Source organism: Arthrobacter sp. H20 (assembly GCF_000520515.1).
GTDB lineage: Bacteria > Actinomycetota > Actinomycetes > Actinomycetales > Micrococcaceae > Arthrobacter_D.
Map to the genome: position 1 here is coordinate 56,039 of NZ_KI914716.1, position 16,829 is coordinate 72,867.

Here is a 16,829-nt window from a genome sequence, read left to right on the forward strand (position 1 = left end):
CGTGCATGTGCTGACCACGCCCCGGCGCTAGTTGTCCTTGTTGTCCCGCTTGTTGTCATAGTCCAGACGGCTGTCCTCGTCCGAGCGGGTGTCGGCAGGCTCGGTTTCGGCTCCCGGGAGCACGCCGTCCTGGCCTGGCTTCTCAGGACTGATCAGCGAGGAAGCATCGTCGGGAACTGCTGGCGGTTCCTCGTCGTCCTCGACCGGTTCGGGCTGGACCACCTTGGTGAGGGTCTGCATGTGCACTGTCGCCGTAGCGCCGGGGCCAAGCTCCAGTACTGCCTTGTTGTTCTCTTCGTCGAGAGAGAGCACTGTTCCGAACAGGCCGAAGTTGGTCATCACTTCGGTACCGGGAACCATCTGGGTGCGCTGTTCCTTGATGGTCTTCTGGGTTTTCCGCTGCCTCCGGAACATCATGAAGATCAATGCTCCGAGTGCCAGCGGCAGGAGCAGGCTGAAAATATCGAAGCCTTGCTCTGGGGCAGCAGTCTGGGCTAATAAGGTTGAGAACACAGAGTAATTCCGTTTCTATATCTTGGGATCCGCAAGCACCTGACGTGCCGCACGTCATATCAGTGTAAAGGGAAACGCGGTTGTCCGCGTCGTAGTGATCCAGCTATCCCTCGGTGTTGGCCCATTCTGTTACCTCACCGTTGTCTTCGCTGAGGCTGTCCCCTGCGGGGTTATCCTCAGCAAGGACAGCGAAGAGGTCCGCGGGCATGGCCGCCGCAACGGTTGCAGGCATGACCAGCCCCAGGTGATCCCAGGCGGCCCGGGTCGCGATCCGTCCCCGGGGGGTACGTCCGAGCATTCCCTCCCGCACCAGGTACGGTTCAGCAACTGTTTCGACAGTCTCGGGTTCCTCGCCGACCGCGATGGCCAGGGTGGACAGTCCCACGGGGCCGCCATTGAACTTGGTGATCAGGGCAGTCAGCACCGCCCGGTCGAGCCGGTCGAGGCCTTTGGCATCCACCTCGTACATGTCCAGGGCCGCCCCGGCACAGCGGGCGTCGATCAGGTCGACGCCGTGCACCAGCGCCCAGTCACGCACCCGGCGCAGCAACCGGTTGGCGATCCGGGGGGTGCCGCGGGACCGGCCTGCCACCTCGGAGAATGCCGCCGAGTTGACCTTCATATCCATGAGCATCGCCGAGCGGCGAAGCACCAGCTCCAGTTCTTCAGTTGAGTAGAACTCAAGATGGCCGGTGAACCCGAACCGGTCCCGCAATGGGCCGGGCAGCAATCCGGCGCGGGTCGTTGCGCCTACCAGAGTGAACGGTGGCAGGTCCAGCGGGATGGCTGTGGCGCCGGGGCCTTTGCCCACGATGATGTCGACCCGGAAGTCCTCCATCGCCATGTACAGCATCTCCTCAGCCGGACGAGACATGCGGTGAATTTCATCGAGGAAGAGGACCTCACCGTCGGTCAGCGAGGAGAGGATTGCGGCGAGGTCGCCGGCGTGCTGAATGGCGGGCCCTGAACTGATCCGCAGCGGTGAATTCATTTCGGCGGCAATAATCATTGCCAGTGTGGTCTTGCCCAGACCGGGGGGACCTGAGAGCAATACATGGTCGGCTGTCCTGCCGCGAAGCCTGGAGGCCTCCAGCACCAGTGAGAGCTGCCGGCGAACCCGCTGCTGGCCGACGAAGTCGTCGAGGTTCTTGGGGCGGAGCGCGGCCTCGACCGCGCGGTCCTCGGGATCCCCTGTCGGTGAAACAAAAGGAACCTCGTCCGCCCCAGCTGTGCCGTCGTCGCGCACCATCAGCTGACCCGGCTACGGGCGGAGGCTCGGGCACCGTCCTGGCCGAGCCTGCGCAGCGTAAGTTTCAGGATGTCTCCCACGTTGCCTGTTGCAGCCACCTCGGGCGCCTCGGCAGTGGCGGCGTCTATTGCTGCGGTTGCGTCTTTTTCTGACCAGCCGAGACCCATCATGGCGGTGAGGACCTGCCCCTGCCAGGCGTTCTTCGGAGTGGCTCCTGCGGTGCCGAGCGGGACCAGCTTGTCGGCCAACTCCAGCACTATCCGGCGGGCACCCTTCGGGCCGATGCCGGGGACCTTGCTGAAGGCTTTGTCGTCGCCCGAGGACGCGGCGACCCGGATCGCCTCCGGTGCATGGACAGCCAACACCGCCAGGGCCAGACGGGGTCCGACACCGCTGACGCCCAGCAGCGTCTCGAACACCTCGCGCTGTTCGGCTTCCTCAAACCCGAACAGCGTCATCGAGTCTTCGCGGACGATCATTGCCGTGAAGACCTGAGCTTGCTGCCCGGTGCGGAGGGTGGCAAGGGTCTGCGGGGTGGCAAGGATCTGCATGCCGAACCCGTTGACGTCCAGCACTGCCGAGTTGAGGCCAACGTGGCTCACTGTGCCGCGGAGGGAACTGATCATGCGCGCTACTCCAAAATTTCTATCCGAACATATCTACGAACAGCGTACTGGTCCCGGCGGTCTTTTGGCCGAGCGCCACACCGTTGGGCTACCTCCGGCGTCGGGCTTTCGCCTCGGCCTCGGCCCAGATTCGCTGCGCCGCTGTCACCCCACCGCCGCCGGCCGGCGCGCGGTTGGCTGAAACACCCTGCCGCCAGGCGTGGGTGATGGCCAGTGCCAGGGCATCGGCAGCGTCAGCGGGCTTCGGTGCCGTGTCGAGCCGCAGGATCTTGGTCACCATCTTGGTGACGGCCACCTTGTCCGACTGGCCATTGCCGGTCACCGCTGCCTTGACCTCGGTGGGCGTATGGAGGGCAACGGGTATCCCGCGGCGCGCAGCGGCAACCATCACAACCCCTGACGCCTGGGCGGTGCCCATCACTGTGCTCACATTGAGCTGGCTGAACACGCGTTCGACGGCGAGCACATCAGGTGAATGGGTATCAAGCCACTCATCGACCGCGTCGGAAATGACCAGCAGCCGACGGTCCAACAGTTGGTCGGCGGGGGTACCCACCACCCCCACTGCAACAAGCGTCGATCGCCGGTTGGGCTCAATATCGACCACCGCCAGACCACAACGGGTCAGCCCCGGGTCCACTCCCATTACGCGCAGTGTCACGGAGTAGCCCGGCAGTGATCCGGCTGGACGGGAGGATTAGTCACAGGATTCAGTCGTCGCCGTCCAGCTCGGCCAGAACCTCTTCTGAGAGGTCAGCGTTTGAGTACACGTTCTGGACGTCGTCGAGGTCCTCAAGCGCGTCGACCAGGCGGATGAACTTCCGGGCACCGTCAGCGTCAAGCTCCACGTGCATGGAGGGGACAAACTCGGCTTCATCGGTGTCGTAGTCGATTCCGGCTCCCTCAAGGCCCTCCACTACGGCGCGGAGGTCCTGGGGTTCGGAGATCACCTCGAAGCGTCCTGCCGTTTCCTTGACTTCCTCGGCACCGGCGTCGAGCACGGCGAACAGCAGATCATCCTCGGTGAGCTCGCCGCTCGGCAGGGTGACCACACCCTTGCGGGTGAACAGGTAGGACACCGATCCTGGATCGGCCATGGACCCGCCGTTGCGGGTGACGCCCAACCGGACCTCCGATGCGGCACGGTTCTTGTTGTCAGTGAGGCACTCGATCAGGAGGGCCGATCCCTGCGGTCCGCGTGCCTCATACATGATCGTCTGGTATTCGACGGCGTCGCCGAGCAGACCTGCACCACGCTTCACTGCGCGGTTGATGTTGTCGATCGGTACCGAAGTCTTCTTCGCCTTCTGTACCGCAAGCTCAAGGCCGGGGTTGCCCGCCATGTCGGCGCCGCCCGCCCGGGCGGCCACCTCAATGTTCTTGATCAGTTTGGCAAAGGATTTGGCGCGCTTTGCATCAATCGCGGCCTTCTTGTGTTTGGTGGTTGCCCATTTAGAGTGCCCCGACATGATCTACCGTTCTCCTTAGGATCATCTGCATAAACAATTCGTGAATTCGCCGCTCCCCGGTTACCTCGGGATGGAAGCTGGTGGCCAGAAGGTTCCCCGACCGCACCGCAACAATCCTAGCGACCCGGTGTGCGTTTGGTTGCGGCGTCTCTGCCGCCGGCACCTGCGCCAACACCTCAACCGACTCCCCCACCTTCTCAACCCACGGCGCCCGGATGAACACCGCGCGGACCGGTGGGACCTCACCTGTTGGGTTCGGCGGCAGCCCACTGAACTCCAGGTCCGTCTCAAAGGATTCCCGCTGCCGCCCAAAAGCGTTTCGGCGGACCACAATGTCCAGCCCGCCCAAGGTCTGCTGCGGCCTACCCTGCAGGTCGGTCGCGGGATCGGCAATGGTGTCGGCGAGCATGATCATTCCGGCGCACGATCCGTACACCGGCAGCCCGGACGCGATCAGCTGCCGCAGCGGCCCAGCCAGGTCGAAGGCACGGGTGAGCTTGTCCATCGCTGTGGACTCGCCGCCGGGAAGGATGAGACCGTCTATCCCGTCCAGCTCGCGCGGCCTCCGAATTGCACTCGCCCTGCTGCCAAGGGACTCGATGATTCGGATGTGTTCCCGCACGTCGCCCTGGACTGCTAACACGCCGACGTGCACGCCGGACGAGTCCGGTGATGGGAAGGAAGTCATCTGACCATTCTAGGTTGGGGTGTCCGTCAGGGGATAAACAGCAGCCCTGACTGCGATAAGTTAGGTTCCATGTTTCCCTTTAGTGTGCTGGTCGGTAAGGCCGTGCGCCGCATTTCGCGGCTGCGTGGCGGGGGCTCGGCGCTGCCGGGCCTGGTGGTCGAGAAAATCGACCCGGGGTTCATGGGACGGGCCCTCTCCGGGTTACCACGCGGCGTGGTCGTAATCAGCGGCACTAACGGGAAGACCACCACCACCAAGATGGTGGTGGAACTGCTCCAGGGGCAGGGCCTCACGGTCTTCACCAACCGGACCGGCAGCAACTTCACCCGCGGCGTGGCTGCAGCGTTGCTGGGCGAGGTGAACTGGCGAGGCAAACTCACGGCTGACATCGCCGTGCTCGAACTTGATGAGGCGCACGCGGTCCACTTCGTGAAGCTGGTGCCGCCGACCCACTGCCTGTTGTTGAACGTGCTCCGCGACCAGCTGGACCGCTTCGGTGAGATTGACCAAACCACCCGCTTGCTGGAACAGATCGCGGCGAAAACCACCGGCATCGTGGTGCTGAACCGCGAGGATCCCCGTGTGGCAGGGATCGCGTCAACGGTGCGGGACCGGGACATCGCCTATTTTGGTCTTGATTCGTCATTGCGCAGCACTTTCCCCAACGACGACGAACTGCGAGGCGACATCGGTGTCGCTGCCCCATCCAGCCTTCCCGCCGATGTGATCCTTGAGCACGTTGCAGGAAACTCGGCATCGTTCCTGATCGACGGCGAATCGACGAGCGTCGACCTGCGGCTGCGCGGCGTGTACAACATCTTCAACGCTGCCGCCGCGCTGGCAACCGCGCGCGCAGTCCTGGGTAGCGAGATCAACCGCGCGGGCCTGTTCGCTTCACTTGCCACAGTCGAGCCCGCCTTTGGCCGCGGCGAGTCACTGGTGGTCGGCGGCAAACCCCTGGAACTGGTCCTGGTGAAGAATCCCAGCGGGTTCCGGCTCGGGTTGAAATCTTTCGACGCCGCTGGCCATGCCACAATGATCGCCATCAACGACAACTACGCCGACGGCCGGGACATGTCCTGGTTGTGGGATGTCGACTTCGATTCACTCGGCCTGGCCGGCGTTGACATGGTCAGCGGCGTGCGCGCCTACGACATGGCTCTGCGACTGAAGTACGACGACGTCGAGCTACGCGCCATCGAACCCGACACCACGCTGGCGCTGCGGGATTTCATCGACTCGACAACTGATCAGCCAAAGCGGATCTTCTGCACCTATACAGCAATGCTCGCGGTCCGGCGAGACCTCTCCAAGATCACAACCGTCGAGGTGGTTTCCTGATGTCCAAAGGCACCCTCACTATCCTTCAGCTGTACCCGAAGGAAATGAACATCTACGGCGACTGGGGCAACGTCCTGGTGCTGAAGCAGCGGTTGGCCTGGCATGGGTACACCTCAGTCATCCTTGAGCACAGCGCCGGGGATGAGTTCCCCGAGGACGTCGATCTGATCATCGGCGGCGGCGGCCAGGACAGCGGTCAGCTGGTAATTCAGCAGGATCTGCAGGCGATCGCGCCGAAGCTGAGGGAACTTGCCGAAGACGGCCTGCCGATGCTGGTGATTTGTGGGCTCTACCAACTGTTCGGCAACTTCTTCAAGACTCACGACGGGACTGTGATCCCGGGTATCGGGATCCTCGATCTCGAGACCCACGGCACCAACGAACGTTTGATCGGCAACGTGGTCGCTGACAGCGACGAGTTCGGTGAGATTCACGGCTACGAGAACCACAGCGGGCAGACCCGCCTGGGGCCGGGGGTCAAACCACTGGGGACTGTCACCAGGGGAGCAGGTAATAACTCAACGGACGGCTCCGAGGGAGCACGCCACCGCAACGTCGTCGCGAGCTACCTGCACGGGTCGCTGCTGCCGAAGAACCCGGCGATTGCCGATTTCTTGCTCAGGAAGGCAGCCGAACGGAAATTCGGGTCCTTCCAGCCGGCCGACCTCGACGATAGCCTCGCCGATCTCGCACGACGTCACGCCGGGGCCCGGCCGCGCTAAAGCGGTCCCCCCGGTGCTGCCTGTCACCTGTCGTCGGACACATCCCAGGGGTGGGCTCCGCCGCCGACAGCGCCGTAAGTATCAACCGTCGACAGGATGCGGGAGCTCACTTCAGCCTCGCGCTCGGGCGAGGTGCAGGTCCCGGGCGACTGGTTCGGTCCCAGCACACACCAGCGATACGGGTCGCTGACAATGATGGACGGCACCCAGGCCAGGTCGCTGACCGTCCACTCGCCGTCCGTCTCGGCGAACTGTGCCCTGATCATCAGTCCCTCATTGTTGACTGCCGCCACCGCCGAGAGTTCGCTCACCCCATTGCCGAGTCCGTAGACAATCCAGGTGTCGTTGTATCGCTCGATCGGCAGCACCGAGTGTGTGTGGTGTCCGTAGATAAAGTCGACCTCCCCGCTGTCCACCAGGGCATGGGCCACGTCCACCTGTTGAGCGTTGGGTACCGCCGCGTACTCGTCGCCGGCGTGCATCACGGCGATGACGACGTCGGCACCCTCTTCGTGTGCCTGCCGTGCCTTGGCGATCATCACGTCGGCGTCGATCAGGTCCACCTGCCAGGGCTGCTCGGGGATCAGCCCATTGAGTCCGTAGGTCGCCTGAATGACAGCCACCCGCGCGGCCGGGGTCTCGACCATCAGGACTTCGCGGGATGACTCCTCGTCGGCGTAGGAGCCGGTGTGCCCGAGACCCAGGCCGTCGAGGACATCGAGGGTGCGGTTCAGCCCCTCGATGCCGGCGTCGATGGTGTGGTTACTGGCAGTGGTGCAGGCGTCATAGCCGACAGCTTTCGCGGCGGCCAGGATCTGCGGTGGCACGTTGAACTGCGGGTAGCCGCTGAAGGGGCCCTCCGGGAGTGCTACCGGCGTCTCGAGGTGGCAGAGTCCCAGGTCGGCGTTGTCCAGGTAGTCACGCTGCCCGGCCAGGAGTGGCTCAAAATCGAACGATTCGGCGCTGTCGCTGGCGCCGTCATTGGCCGCAGCGTCGGCGGCTGCCTGTTCCCACAGGCCGGGATGGATCAGCAGGTCACCGGTAGCGGCAAGACTGAAGCACCGATCCGCGTCGCAGGGTGGGCCCTCGCCCGGTGTGACCTCGGGTACGGGTTCGGGACTTGGCGGGCTGGGGGCGGCGCTCGTGATTGTCGGCGCGGGCGCCGTCGTCGCTCCCTGACCGTCAGGGGTTCCCCTGTCCACTCCCGAGCAGCCGCACAGCATCACGAGGGCAAGGGTCAACGAGGCCATCCTGCCTCGTCCTGCTCCCACTGAAACCTCCCTCGGGCGAGTTACCTTCATAATAACCCTCGCCGCGGGGCCGGCCGGGGTTACCGGGTGCTGTGGAGCTGGCCGCGCATGTGTAAGGGTTAGTTATTATGAGCAACCCCTTCCTAGCACCCAGTACCCTGCCCTACCAGCTCCCACCCTTTGGGCTGATCCAGGACGACCACTATCTGCCGGCCTTCGAGACTGGATTCGCCGAGCATCTCACCGAGATCGAAGCGATCATCTCGTCGCAGGACCCGGCAGACTTCGAGAACACGATCGTTGCCCTGGAGCGGGCCGGGGACACCCTGCGCCGGGTGGCACTGGTGTTCTACAACAGCTCCTCGTCGCACTCCACTCCTGCGATCCAGGAGCTTGAGACCGAGGTGGCTCCCCGCTACGCCGCCCATGAGGACAACATCTTCCTGAACCGGGGATTGTTCGAGCGGGTCAACTCGGTGTCGACTGACGGCCTGGACGCCGAGGAAGCACGCCTGGTTGAGGAATACATCAAACGGTTTATCCGTGCGGGTGCCCAGCTCGACGACGCGGCCCAGGACCGGCTGAGGGCCCTGAACACCGAGCTGTCGCAGCTGAGCACCGACTTCCAGCAGCGGCTCCTGAAGGACACCAACCGATCGGCACTCCTGGTCGACACCGCCGACGAGTTGGACGGCCTGTCAACTGATGACATCGGTTCGGCAGCGGCCGCCGCCCAGTCAGCCGGCCAGCCCGGAAAATATCTTCTCACCCTGGTTCTTCCGACAGCCCAGCCGGCGCTGGAGACACTGACCAACCGCACCACACGCCAGCGGCTGCACGAGGCATCAATCAACCGCGGCTTCGGGGACAACGGGTACAACACCCTGGGCATCGCTGCCCGGATGGCCGAGCTTCGCGCGGAGCGGGCGGCTCTGCTGGGATTCGACAGTCATGCTGGAGCTGCCACCGATGACCAGACGGCTCCGTCGCTCGACGCCATCCATCGGATGCTCAGCCAGTTGACCCCCGCGGCGGTCCGCAATGCGCGGGCCGAGGTGGTGGATCTTGAAGCAGCAGCTAGCCACCCCATCGAGGCGTGGGATTGGGCCTACTACTCGGAGAAAGTGCGCGCTGACAAGTTCGACGTCGATCTCGCGGCCCTACGACCATACTTCGAGCTGGAACGGGTACTTCAGGACGGGATCTTCTACGCCGCAAACCGGCTGTATGGGCTGACCTTCACCGAACGTCACGACCTTCAGGGATACCACCCGGAGGTGAGGGTCTGGGAGGTCACCGACGCCGATGGAGAAGGGCTCGGCCTGTTCCTCGGCGACTATCACACCCGGGACACGAAGAACGGCGGCGCCTGGATGAACTCCTTCGTGGAACAGTCAGCGCTGAACGGAACCCACGCCGTCGTCGTCAATAACCTCAACGTTCCCAAGCCGACAGCGGGCGAGCCGACCCTGCTGACCTTCGACCAGGTAGTAACTACTTTCCACGAATTTGGCCATGCGCTGCACGGGCTGTTCTCGTCGGTGACCTACCCCACGTTCTCCGGTACCAGTGTGCCCAGGGACTTCGTTGAATATCCATCGCAGGTGAATGAGATGTGGATCCTGTGGCCCGAGGTAGTAGCCAACTATGCCAGGCACTACCAGACCGGAGAGGCGTTACCGACGGCGACAATTGATAAGCTGCTTGCCGCGCAGACGTGGGGCGAGGGGTTCGCGACCACCGAATACCTGGGTGCCGCCCTGCTGGATCTCGCCTGGCACGCTATTCCGGCGGGAACCACTGTTGCAGACCCGGTGGCGTTTGAACGGGACGCGCTGATCGCGGCAGGTCTGGACTTCTCGCCCGTCCCGCCTCGCTACCGCACCGGCTATTTCAAGCACATCTTCGCTGGCGGCTACTCGGCGGCGTACTACGCCTACATCTGGAGCGAGGTATTGGACGCTGACACGGTCGAATGGTTCAAATCCTCAGGCGGACTCACTCGCGAAAACGGCGAACATTTCCGGACTGAGCTACTCTCACGCGGTAACAGCATCGATCCATTGCAGGCGTTCCGCAATTTCCGTGGCCGTGATGCACTGCTCGACCCGCTGTTGACCCGCCGCGGGCTGGCCTAGGACCAGATGGTCACTATCGCAGCGTGCCAGCGCCTGCAACGCTCATGGTTTGCCGCGGTGTCCTCGGCCACCGGCGGCCGCACTTTCACGACCCACGGGTCGGATTGGGTGTGGCTGCCAGCGCGCCGGGAACTGATTCTGCTCTTTCCTCAGGAAATCTCCCCCGCCGGGATCCGGCCCACATTGGCAGAAGGCGTCCGCATCGGTGCCCACACCGTGAGCGCCTGGCTCGGCGGAGGCATCAAGGGCTCGGCCCTGGCCGGGCTCGGTTTCAGCCCCGGCTGGCAGCCCTGGTGGATGGCAGCTGACGTCCAGTCGCCAGCAGCGTACGACGACGCGGGCACCGCGCTCTCCACCGAGGTGCCGGAGTACCGCGGTCCACTGCTGCAGGAGCTTCGCGTGGTGCGGTCCCAGCCCCGTCAGGCCTGGCATGCCGAGACGAGGGCCGACGGCAGCATTGTCGGCGCCGGCTATTCGTTCTACCCCTCGGGTGTCCCCGGGCTGAAAGGTCTGGGTGGTATCTTCGCCATGGAGGTGCTTCAGGAGTACCAGCGGCGCGGCCTGGGGACGGCGCTGCTGAGCAGACTCAGCAAGGCCGCTGCAGCATCCGGTGCTGAGCACCTCGCGCTCAACGCCACGCCTCAGGGCTATGAGCTGTATTCGCGCCGGGGTTTCGAGCTCATTGGCAGGGGGCAGACCTACCAGCTTCGGCTGTGATTTGAGCTGCAGTGCAGACAAGAACGCGGACCCCCAGCGCTGGGGGTCCGCGTTCTTGTCGTCAGTGAGCCAGCGGTGGCTACCAGCCGCGCTCGGCCAGGCGGTGGGGCTCTGGCAATTCATCGACATTGATCCCAACCATCGCTTCGCCGAGGCCACGGGAGACCTTGGCGATCATGTCGGGATCGTCGTGGAAGGTGGTTGCCTTCACGATCGCTGTCGCGCGCTCGGCGGGGTTGCCTGACTTGAAGATACCGGAGCCGACGAAGACTCCGTCCGCGCCAAGCTGCATCATCATCGCCGCATCGGACGGGGTGGCAATACCGCCGGCAGTGAAGAGCACCACTGGGAGCTTGCCTGTCCGCGCAACTTCCTTGACCAGGTCAAACGGAGCCTGTAGTTCCTTAGCCGCTACGTACAGCTCGTCCTCAGCCATTGAAGACAGGCGCAGGATCTCCGAACGAATTTTCCGCATGTGCATGGTGGCGTTCGAGACGTCACCGGTGCCGGCCTCGCCCTTGGACCTGATCATTGCGGCACCCTCGTTGAGGCGTCGCAGCGCCTCGCCGAGGTTGGTGGCACCACAGACGAAGGGGACTGTGAACTTCCACTTGTCGATGTGGTTGGCGTAGTCAGCCGGTGTCAGCACCTCGGACTCGTCGATGTAGTCCACGCCGAGGGACTGCAGGACCTGAGCCTCAACGAAGTGGCCGATCCTGGCCTTGGCCATGACCGGAATGGAGACGGCCTCGATGATGCTGTCGATCATGTCTGGATCGCTCATTCGTGACACGCCGCCCTGAGCGCGGATATCTGCTGGTACACGCTCGAGCGCCATCACGGCAACGGCGCCTGCATCTTCAGCGATGCGCGCCTGCTCAGCGGTGACGACATCCATGATGACGCCGCCCTTGAGCATTTCAGCCATGCCCCGCTTGACCCGGCTGCTGCCGGTCACGGGCGCGGTTGTCGAAGCTTCTTCAACGGTGGACACAATTCGCCCCTAAGTTAGGTAAAAGATAACAATTAATAATACGCCCGCGCGCAGGCAGGATCTGCCGCTAGCTAGTTTCGCTCGCGGCCATCGCCTGTTTGTGAACCGCTGCGACCCGCTGGATCACTGTTGCGGTGCTTGCCAGGGCCAGTAGGACCAAAACCACCAGCAGGAACACCTCAGGCAGTCCCAGCCCGGTCAGGCCGGTCACCACGAGCACCGATACCAGCCGTTCAGCGCGCTCGGCGATACCTACATTGGCAGTGAAGCCGAGAGATTCTGCCTTCGCGCGGGCATACGAGACGAGCATGCCCAGGACAAGGCAGGCCAGCGCAGCGATGGCTACTGGTGTGTTGTCACCACGGCCGAAGAACCAGATGGCTACCCCGGCAAAAAGGGCGCCGTCGGCTATTCGGTCCAGAGTGGAGTCGAGGAAGCTCCCCCACGTACTACCGGTGCCCTTGATCCGGGCCATAATGCCGTCCACCAGGTCAGAGAACACAAAGACAGTGATGAAGACAGTGCCCCAGAAAAGCTCGCCCATCGGGTAAAAGACCAGCGCTCCGGCAACGACGCCGAGGGTCCCAACAACGGTGACCGCATCAGGTGAGACACCCCATTTGAGCAGCAACCTGGCCAAGGGGCCGAAAAGGGAAGTGAAGAACCTGCGCGCATATTTATTCAGCACCGGCACCACCGGCCTCTGAGGTGTGGGCGGCGGTAGTGTGACTGCCGGGGCGCCCGGGCCAGGCCGCGGCCATCTGGGTCCGCACCTCATCGAGGGTCTGGGTAATGGCTTTTGTCTGCGCAATGATGGGCAGGAAGTTGCCGTCACCACCCCACCGAGGCACCACATGCTGGTGCAGGTGCGCGGCGATTCCAGCCCCGCCAGTGACGCCCTGATTCATGCCGAGGTTGAATCCGGTGGGCTTGGCCACCTCACGCAGCACCCGCATAGCAGTCTGGGTGAGTTCAGCGATCTCGATCGTCTCGTTGGTGTCGACGTCGGTGTAATCAGGCACATGCCGGTAGGGGCACACCAGCAGGTGCCCAGGGTTGTAAGGAAAGAGGTTCAGGATCACGTACGCGTGGGTCCCCCGGTGCACGATGAGGGATTCCTCGTCGCTGCGCGACGGCGCAATACAGAACGGACAGGCGTCCCTATCCTTGAACTGGGACTGGCCACCCTTGATATACGCCATTCGATGGGGGGTCCACAGGCGCTGAAAGGCATCAGGTACTCCGGCTAGCTCGAAGTCATCGGTGACACTGTCGTCACCTGGATACTGCCCACCAGCGCCCGTCACCCTCTCCATCCGTTCTACTTATCCCGGTTCCGGACAGCCTCGACGATGCGTCGCACTGCCTCATCGACCGGCACCTGATTGTCCTGGCTGCCGTCGCGGAACCTGAACGACACAGCTCCGGCATCCTGGTCGTCCCCGCCTGCGATCAGGACGAAGGGAACCTTTTCCTTGCTCGCGGTGCGGATCTTCTTCGGGAACCGGTCGGTACCAACATCCACCTGTGCGCGGATCCCCTCGGCCTTGAGCAGGGCGACGACGTCGAACAGGTAGTCGTTGAATGCCTCGGCCACCGGGATGGCAAGGACCTGGACCGGAGCCAGCCACGCTGGGAACGCTCCGGCGTAGTGTTCAGTGAGAACACCCATAAAGCGTTCAATCGAGCCAAAGAGAGCGCGGTGGATCATCACTGGTCGTTGGCGTGTTCCGTCGGCCGCCTGATATTCCAGTTCGAACCGCTCCGGCAGGTTGAAATCCAGCTGAATGGTGGACATCTGCCAGGTGCGGCCGATGGCATCCCGGGCCTGGACCGAGATCTTGGGACCGTAGAAGGCAGCTCCGCCTGGATCGGGCCGGAGCTCAAGGCCTGAGGCTTCGCCCACTTCGGCGAGAGTCCTGGTGGCTTCTTCCCAGATTTCGTCTGATCCGACCGACTTGTCTGGGTTCTTGGTCGACAGTTCGAGGTAAAAATCATCCAACCCATAGTCTTTGAGCAGCCCGAGGACAAAGTTGAGCGTCTCGGTGAGTTCGTCCTTCATCTGCTCGCGGGTGCAGTAGATGTGGGCGTCGTCCTGGGTCATGCCGCGGACGCGAGTCAGTCCGTGCACCACACCCGACTTTTCGTATCGGTAAACGGACCCGAACTCGAACATGCGCAGCGGCAGTTCACGGTACGACCGGCCACGGGACCTGAAGATCAGGTTATGCATGGGGCAGTTCATGGGCTTTAGATAGTAGTCCTGGCCCGGTTTGCGCACCGAGCCGTCCTCGTTCAGTTCCTCATCGATGTGCATTGCCGGGAACATGCCCTCCCGGTACCAGTCCAGGTGACCGGACACCTCGTACAGGTGGCCCTTGGTGATGTGTGGCGTATAGACAAACTCGTAACCCGCGTCGACGTGGCGCTGGCGAGAGTAATCCTCCATCGCCTTGCGGATGATTCCGCCCTTGGGGTGGAACACTGGCAGGCCGGAGCCCAGCTCATCAGGGAAGGAGAACAGGTCCAATTCGGTGCCGAGCCGACGGTGGTCGCGGCGCTCAGCTTCGGCGAGGCGTTCCTGATAGGCCTTCAGCTCGTCCTTGGTGGGCCACGCGGTGCCGTAGATGCGCTGCAGCTGTTGATTCTTCTCACTGCCGCGCCAGTATGCCGCCGCCGAGCGGGTCAGGGCGTAGGCATTGGAGATGAGCTTGGTGTTCGGCAGGTGCGGGCCGCGGCACAGGTCTTGCCAGATGACGTCGCCGCTCTTGCGGTCAACGTTGTCGTAAATCGTCAGCTCACCACCACCGACCTCCACTGACGCGCCGTCGTCGTCGGTAATATCGCCCGAACCGCCCTTGAGGCCAATCAGTTCCAGTTTGTAGGGCTCGTCGGCCATCGCTTCGCGGGCTTCGGCCTCGGTGGCTACCCTGCGAACGAACAGCTGGTTGCTGTTGACGATCTTGAGCATCATTTTCTCGAGCTGCTTCAGATCTTCAGGAGTGAAGGGGGTCTCGACGTCGAAGTCGAAGTAGAAGCCGTCAGTAATGTACGGACCAATGCCCAGTTTGGCATCAGGGCGCAGCTGCTGGACTGCCTGTGCCATGACGTGAGCCGTCGAGTGGCGCAACACTTCGAGCCCCTCAGGCGAACCAATCGTGATGGGTTCAACGTGGGCGCCGGCGGGAAGTGGTTGGTCGAGATCCACCAGGTCCCCGTCCACCTTGACGACTACTACGTCGCGGCGTTCGACGAACAGGTCAACGCCGGTTGTACCCGTAGTCACCTGGTGCTCTTCGCCGTCGACGATGAGGGTGATAAGGGAGGGCGCTGACACAGTGGGCTCCTAGCATTGGGTGGTGAGGCGGGTTAACTCTCTGATGGTATCCGCTGCGCTGGACCCAACCAACAACCTGGCCAGCGCGCCGATGCTGAAGCACGAAAGTGAAAGTATTATCAACTCATGAAACCTCAGGTCACAGTTGTCACGCTGGGCGTCCGCAACCTGGATACGTCCTACGACTTTTACTCGAAAGCCCTGGGCTGGGAGCCCCTGACCTACGTGCCCGATGAGATGGCGTTCTTTCAGGTAGGACACGGTCTGGTGCTGTCACTCTTCAGAGCGGACCATCTCGCTGCCGAAGCGGGTGAGATAGGACACGGCCCCCTTGCCCCGCCAGTCACTCTGGGACACAACGTTGGGTCACCGGATGAGGTCGACGCGCTCCTCAACACGGTCGTCGCTGCCGGTGCCGAACTGGTTGCCGAAGGGACAGCAATGAGCTGGGGCGGCTACTCGGGGTACTTCGCTGATCCTGACGGCTTCCACTGGGAGGTCTGCCACAATCCGGGCCTCATCGTTGCCGAAGATGGCACCGTGTCTCTCCGCGTGATCGTCTGACCCCACCCTGAGCCGCTTCGAATGCCCTGCGGAATCTTACCGACTCCGCGTGTGTTGAAGACTGGGCAAGGCAATAGCAATCCTGCATTCACCAACTTCGGCATTTTGACCGAATTTTCAGCAACCTGAGAAGGAGCACCGTGGACTACACCCCCGATGCCGGCACGATCACCATGTTTTCAACCAGCTGGTGCGGCTACTGCCGTCGGCTGAAGAAGCAACTTGATGCCAAGGGAGTCGGCTACACGGAGATCAACATTGAAGAGGTAGAAGGCACCGCAGCATTGGTGGAATCCCTTAACGGTGGCAACCAGACGGTCCCAACAGTGTTGTTCCCCGATGGAACGTCGGCCACTAATCCTTCGGTGTCGGACGTTATGGCTCGGATTGGCAGCTAGTTCTGACAGCACCCGCCTCGGCTTGTTTCCACGGGGCCCTCGCAGTCCTTTAGAACGGGGGTGGTTGGGGCACGGTGGTGTAGGTTTTGTCGGTGAGTGAGGTGGCGGTGATGGTTCCTGGTTCGGGTTGGGTGTAGTGCCAGTAGCCGGCGGTTTTGAGCATGTGGTGTTTCCGGCAGAGTGCTGCGAGGTTGTCGTAGCTGGTGGTCCCGCCGCGGTGCCAGGGGATGGTGTGGTCGATGTCGCACGCTGGTGCGGGCCGGTTGCAGCCAGGATGCCTGCAGGTTTTGTCTCTGAACAGGACAGTGGTTCGGAGGCTGGCGGGGACTGTGTAGCGGTCCCGGCCCACGCTGAGGACCGTGCCAGTTTCTGGGTGGGTGAGGATCCTGGTGAATCCTGGTGCGTGGGCAGCGAGTTTCCGGGCGGTCTGCGGATCGATCGGCCCGTAGCCTTCCAGCTCGGCCGGCCCGTCACCGCCGAGCAGCGTCATCACCGGCACGGTCACGAACACCACCGGCCGCACCCCCAGCACAGTGGACAGGTCCACCAACCCCGCACCATCAGCTGACCCGCTCTGGCCAGCTGACCCGCCCTGGCCTGCTGGTCTGCCCTGATTGCTGGTAGCTGGGTCGCAGCAGTGGGTGAGGAGGTCGCTGAGCACATCGGCTTTGAGCTGGGTGAGGGTGCGGGTCTCCGACGGGTTTTGCAGTGCCCGGGCCGTGACGGTCAGGCGGTGTTCGATACCGCATGCCTGTTCGGCTGGCAGATAGGCCGATAGCCACGCCATCCCGTCCTGATCCGGGGTCACTTCCACCTGCCGGTC

Annotated in this window: 18 protein-coding genes; 6 read left to right on the forward strand and 12 right to left on the reverse strand. The window is 63.1% G+C overall.

Translation table 11 applies throughout. The features are described 5' to 3' along the window. Nucleotides 1-27: 27 nt before the first annotated feature. The 6 genes from Y703_RS0104800 to pdxT form a co-directional block, all read right to left on the reverse strand. Complete coding sequence (locus Y703_RS0104800; protein ID WP_035763898.1) at nucleotides 28-513, reverse strand: preprotein translocase subunit YajC; 486 nt, start codon at nucleotides 511-513, stop codon at nucleotides 28-30. Nucleotides 514-616: 103 nt separating this feature from the next. After that, complete coding sequence (gene ruvB, locus Y703_RS0104805) at nucleotides 617-1,762, reverse strand: Holliday junction branch migration DNA helicase RuvB (protein WP_026551799.1); 1,146 nt, start codon at nucleotides 1,760-1,762, stop codon at nucleotides 617-619. Then, nucleotides 1,762-2,388 carry a Holliday junction branch migration protein RuvA gene (ruvA, locus tag Y703_RS0104810; protein ID WP_026551800.1) on the reverse strand — a complete coding sequence of 209 codons (627 nt, stop codon included), beginning with the start codon at nucleotides 2,386-2,388 and terminating at the stop codon, nucleotides 1,762-1,764. The genes ruvB and ruvA overlap by 1 nt, the downstream gene beginning before the upstream one ends. A gap of 88 nt (nucleotides 2,389-2,476) precedes the next feature. After that, nucleotides 2,477-3,049 (reverse strand): crossover junction endodeoxyribonuclease RuvC, encoded by a 573-nt coding sequence (ruvC, locus tag Y703_RS0104815; protein ID WP_026551801.1) that lies wholly within the window; start codon nucleotides 3,047-3,049, stop codon nucleotides 2,477-2,479. A 49-nt stretch (nucleotides 3,050-3,098) separates the two neighbouring features. After that, nucleotides 3,099-3,857: a YebC/PmpR family DNA-binding transcriptional regulator gene (locus tag Y703_RS0104820; RefSeq protein WP_026551802.1), complete on the reverse strand. Its 759-nt coding sequence runs from the start codon at nucleotides 3,855-3,857 to the stop codon at nucleotides 3,099-3,101. Continuing rightward, nucleotides 3,841-4,545, reverse strand: coding sequence for a pyridoxal 5'-phosphate synthase glutaminase subunit PdxT (pdxT, locus tag Y703_RS0104825; protein ID WP_026551803.1), 705 nt, complete (start codon nucleotides 4,543-4,545; stop codon nucleotides 3,841-3,843). The genes Y703_RS0104820 and pdxT overlap by 17 nt, the downstream gene beginning before the upstream one ends. 69 nt (nucleotides 4,546-4,614) lie before the next feature. Here pdxT and Y703_RS0104830 point away from each other — a divergent pair, with 69 nt between their 5' ends. Together Y703_RS0104830 and Y703_RS0104835 are read left to right on the forward strand one after the other, a co-directional pair. Continuing rightward, nucleotides 4,615-5,886, forward strand: a complete 1,272-nt coding sequence (locus Y703_RS0104830; protein ID WP_026551804.1) for a DUF1727 domain-containing protein — start codon at nucleotides 4,615-4,617, stop codon at nucleotides 5,884-5,886. Then, nucleotides 5,886-6,608, forward strand: coding sequence for a type 1 glutamine amidotransferase (locus Y703_RS0104835; RefSeq protein ID WP_035763901.1), 723 nt, complete (start codon nucleotides 5,886-5,888; stop codon nucleotides 6,606-6,608). The genes Y703_RS0104830 and Y703_RS0104835 overlap by 1 nt, the downstream gene beginning before the upstream one ends. Nucleotides 6,609-6,631: 23 nt before the next feature. On the opposite strand, the gene Y703_RS0104840 is transcribed toward Y703_RS0104835, so the two are convergent. Next, nucleotides 6,632-7,879, reverse strand: coding sequence for a CapA family protein (locus tag Y703_RS0104840; protein ID WP_026551806.1), 1,248 nt, complete (start codon nucleotides 7,877-7,879; stop codon nucleotides 6,632-6,634). A gap of 107 nt (nucleotides 7,880-7,986) precedes the next feature. Between Y703_RS0104840 and Y703_RS0104845 the strand changes: the two genes are divergently transcribed. Further along, nucleotides 7,987-9,996: a M3 family metallopeptidase gene (locus Y703_RS0104845; protein ID WP_026551807.1), complete on the forward strand. Its 2,010-nt coding sequence runs from the start codon at nucleotides 7,987-7,989 to the stop codon at nucleotides 9,994-9,996. Nucleotides 9,997-10,002: 6 nt separating this feature from the next. Next, on the forward strand, nucleotides 10,003-10,713 hold the full coding sequence (locus Y703_RS20700; RefSeq protein ID WP_051427315.1) for a GNAT family N-acetyltransferase: 711 nt from the start codon (nucleotides 10,003-10,005) through the stop codon (nucleotides 10,711-10,713). A 79-nt stretch (nucleotides 10,714-10,792) separates the two neighbouring features. On the opposite strand, the gene pdxS is transcribed toward Y703_RS20700, so the two are convergent. The 4 genes from pdxS to thrS form a co-directional block, all read right to left on the reverse strand. Next, complete coding sequence (gene pdxS, locus Y703_RS0104855) at nucleotides 10,793-11,707, reverse strand: pyridoxal 5'-phosphate synthase lyase subunit PdxS (protein ID WP_026551808.1); 915 nt, start codon at nucleotides 11,705-11,707, stop codon at nucleotides 10,793-10,795. A gap of 67 nt (nucleotides 11,708-11,774) precedes the next feature. After that, entirely contained in the window at nucleotides 11,775-12,395 is a 621-nt protein-coding gene (gene pgsA / locus Y703_RS0104860) for a phosphatidylinositol phosphate synthase (RefSeq protein WP_026551809.1), read from the reverse strand. Continuing rightward, on the reverse strand, nucleotides 12,385-13,023 hold the full coding sequence (locus Y703_RS18030) for an HIT family protein (RefSeq protein ID WP_253907941.1): 639 nt from the start codon (nucleotides 13,021-13,023) through the stop codon (nucleotides 12,385-12,387). The genes pgsA and Y703_RS18030 overlap by 11 nt, the downstream gene beginning before the upstream one ends. 5 nt (nucleotides 13,024-13,028) lie before the next feature. Then, nucleotides 13,029-15,044: a threonine--tRNA ligase gene (gene thrS / locus Y703_RS0104870; protein WP_026551810.1), complete on the reverse strand. Its 2,016-nt coding sequence runs from the start codon at nucleotides 15,042-15,044 to the stop codon at nucleotides 13,029-13,031. Nucleotides 15,045-15,170: 126 nt separating this feature from the next. On the opposite strand from thrS, the gene Y703_RS0104880 reads away from it, so the two are divergent. Both Y703_RS0104880 and Y703_RS0104885 read left to right on the forward strand, forming a co-directional pair. Continuing rightward, nucleotides 15,171-15,608: a VOC family protein gene (locus Y703_RS0104880; protein WP_026551811.1), complete on the forward strand. Its 438-nt coding sequence runs from the start codon at nucleotides 15,171-15,173 to the stop codon at nucleotides 15,606-15,608. Between the two features lie 140 nt (nucleotides 15,609-15,748). Continuing rightward, nucleotides 15,749-16,006 carry a mycoredoxin gene (locus tag Y703_RS0104885; protein ID WP_026551812.1) on the forward strand — a complete coding sequence of 86 codons (258 nt, stop codon included), beginning with the start codon at nucleotides 15,749-15,751 and terminating at the stop codon, nucleotides 16,004-16,006. Nucleotides 16,007-16,055: 49 nt separating this feature from the next. Here the strand turns inward: Y703_RS0104885 and Y703_RS18035 are convergent. Further along, on the reverse strand, nucleotides 16,056-16,829 hold a 774-nt coding region (locus Y703_RS18035), incomplete at its 5' end, for an HNH endonuclease signature motif containing protein (RefSeq protein WP_155849407.1).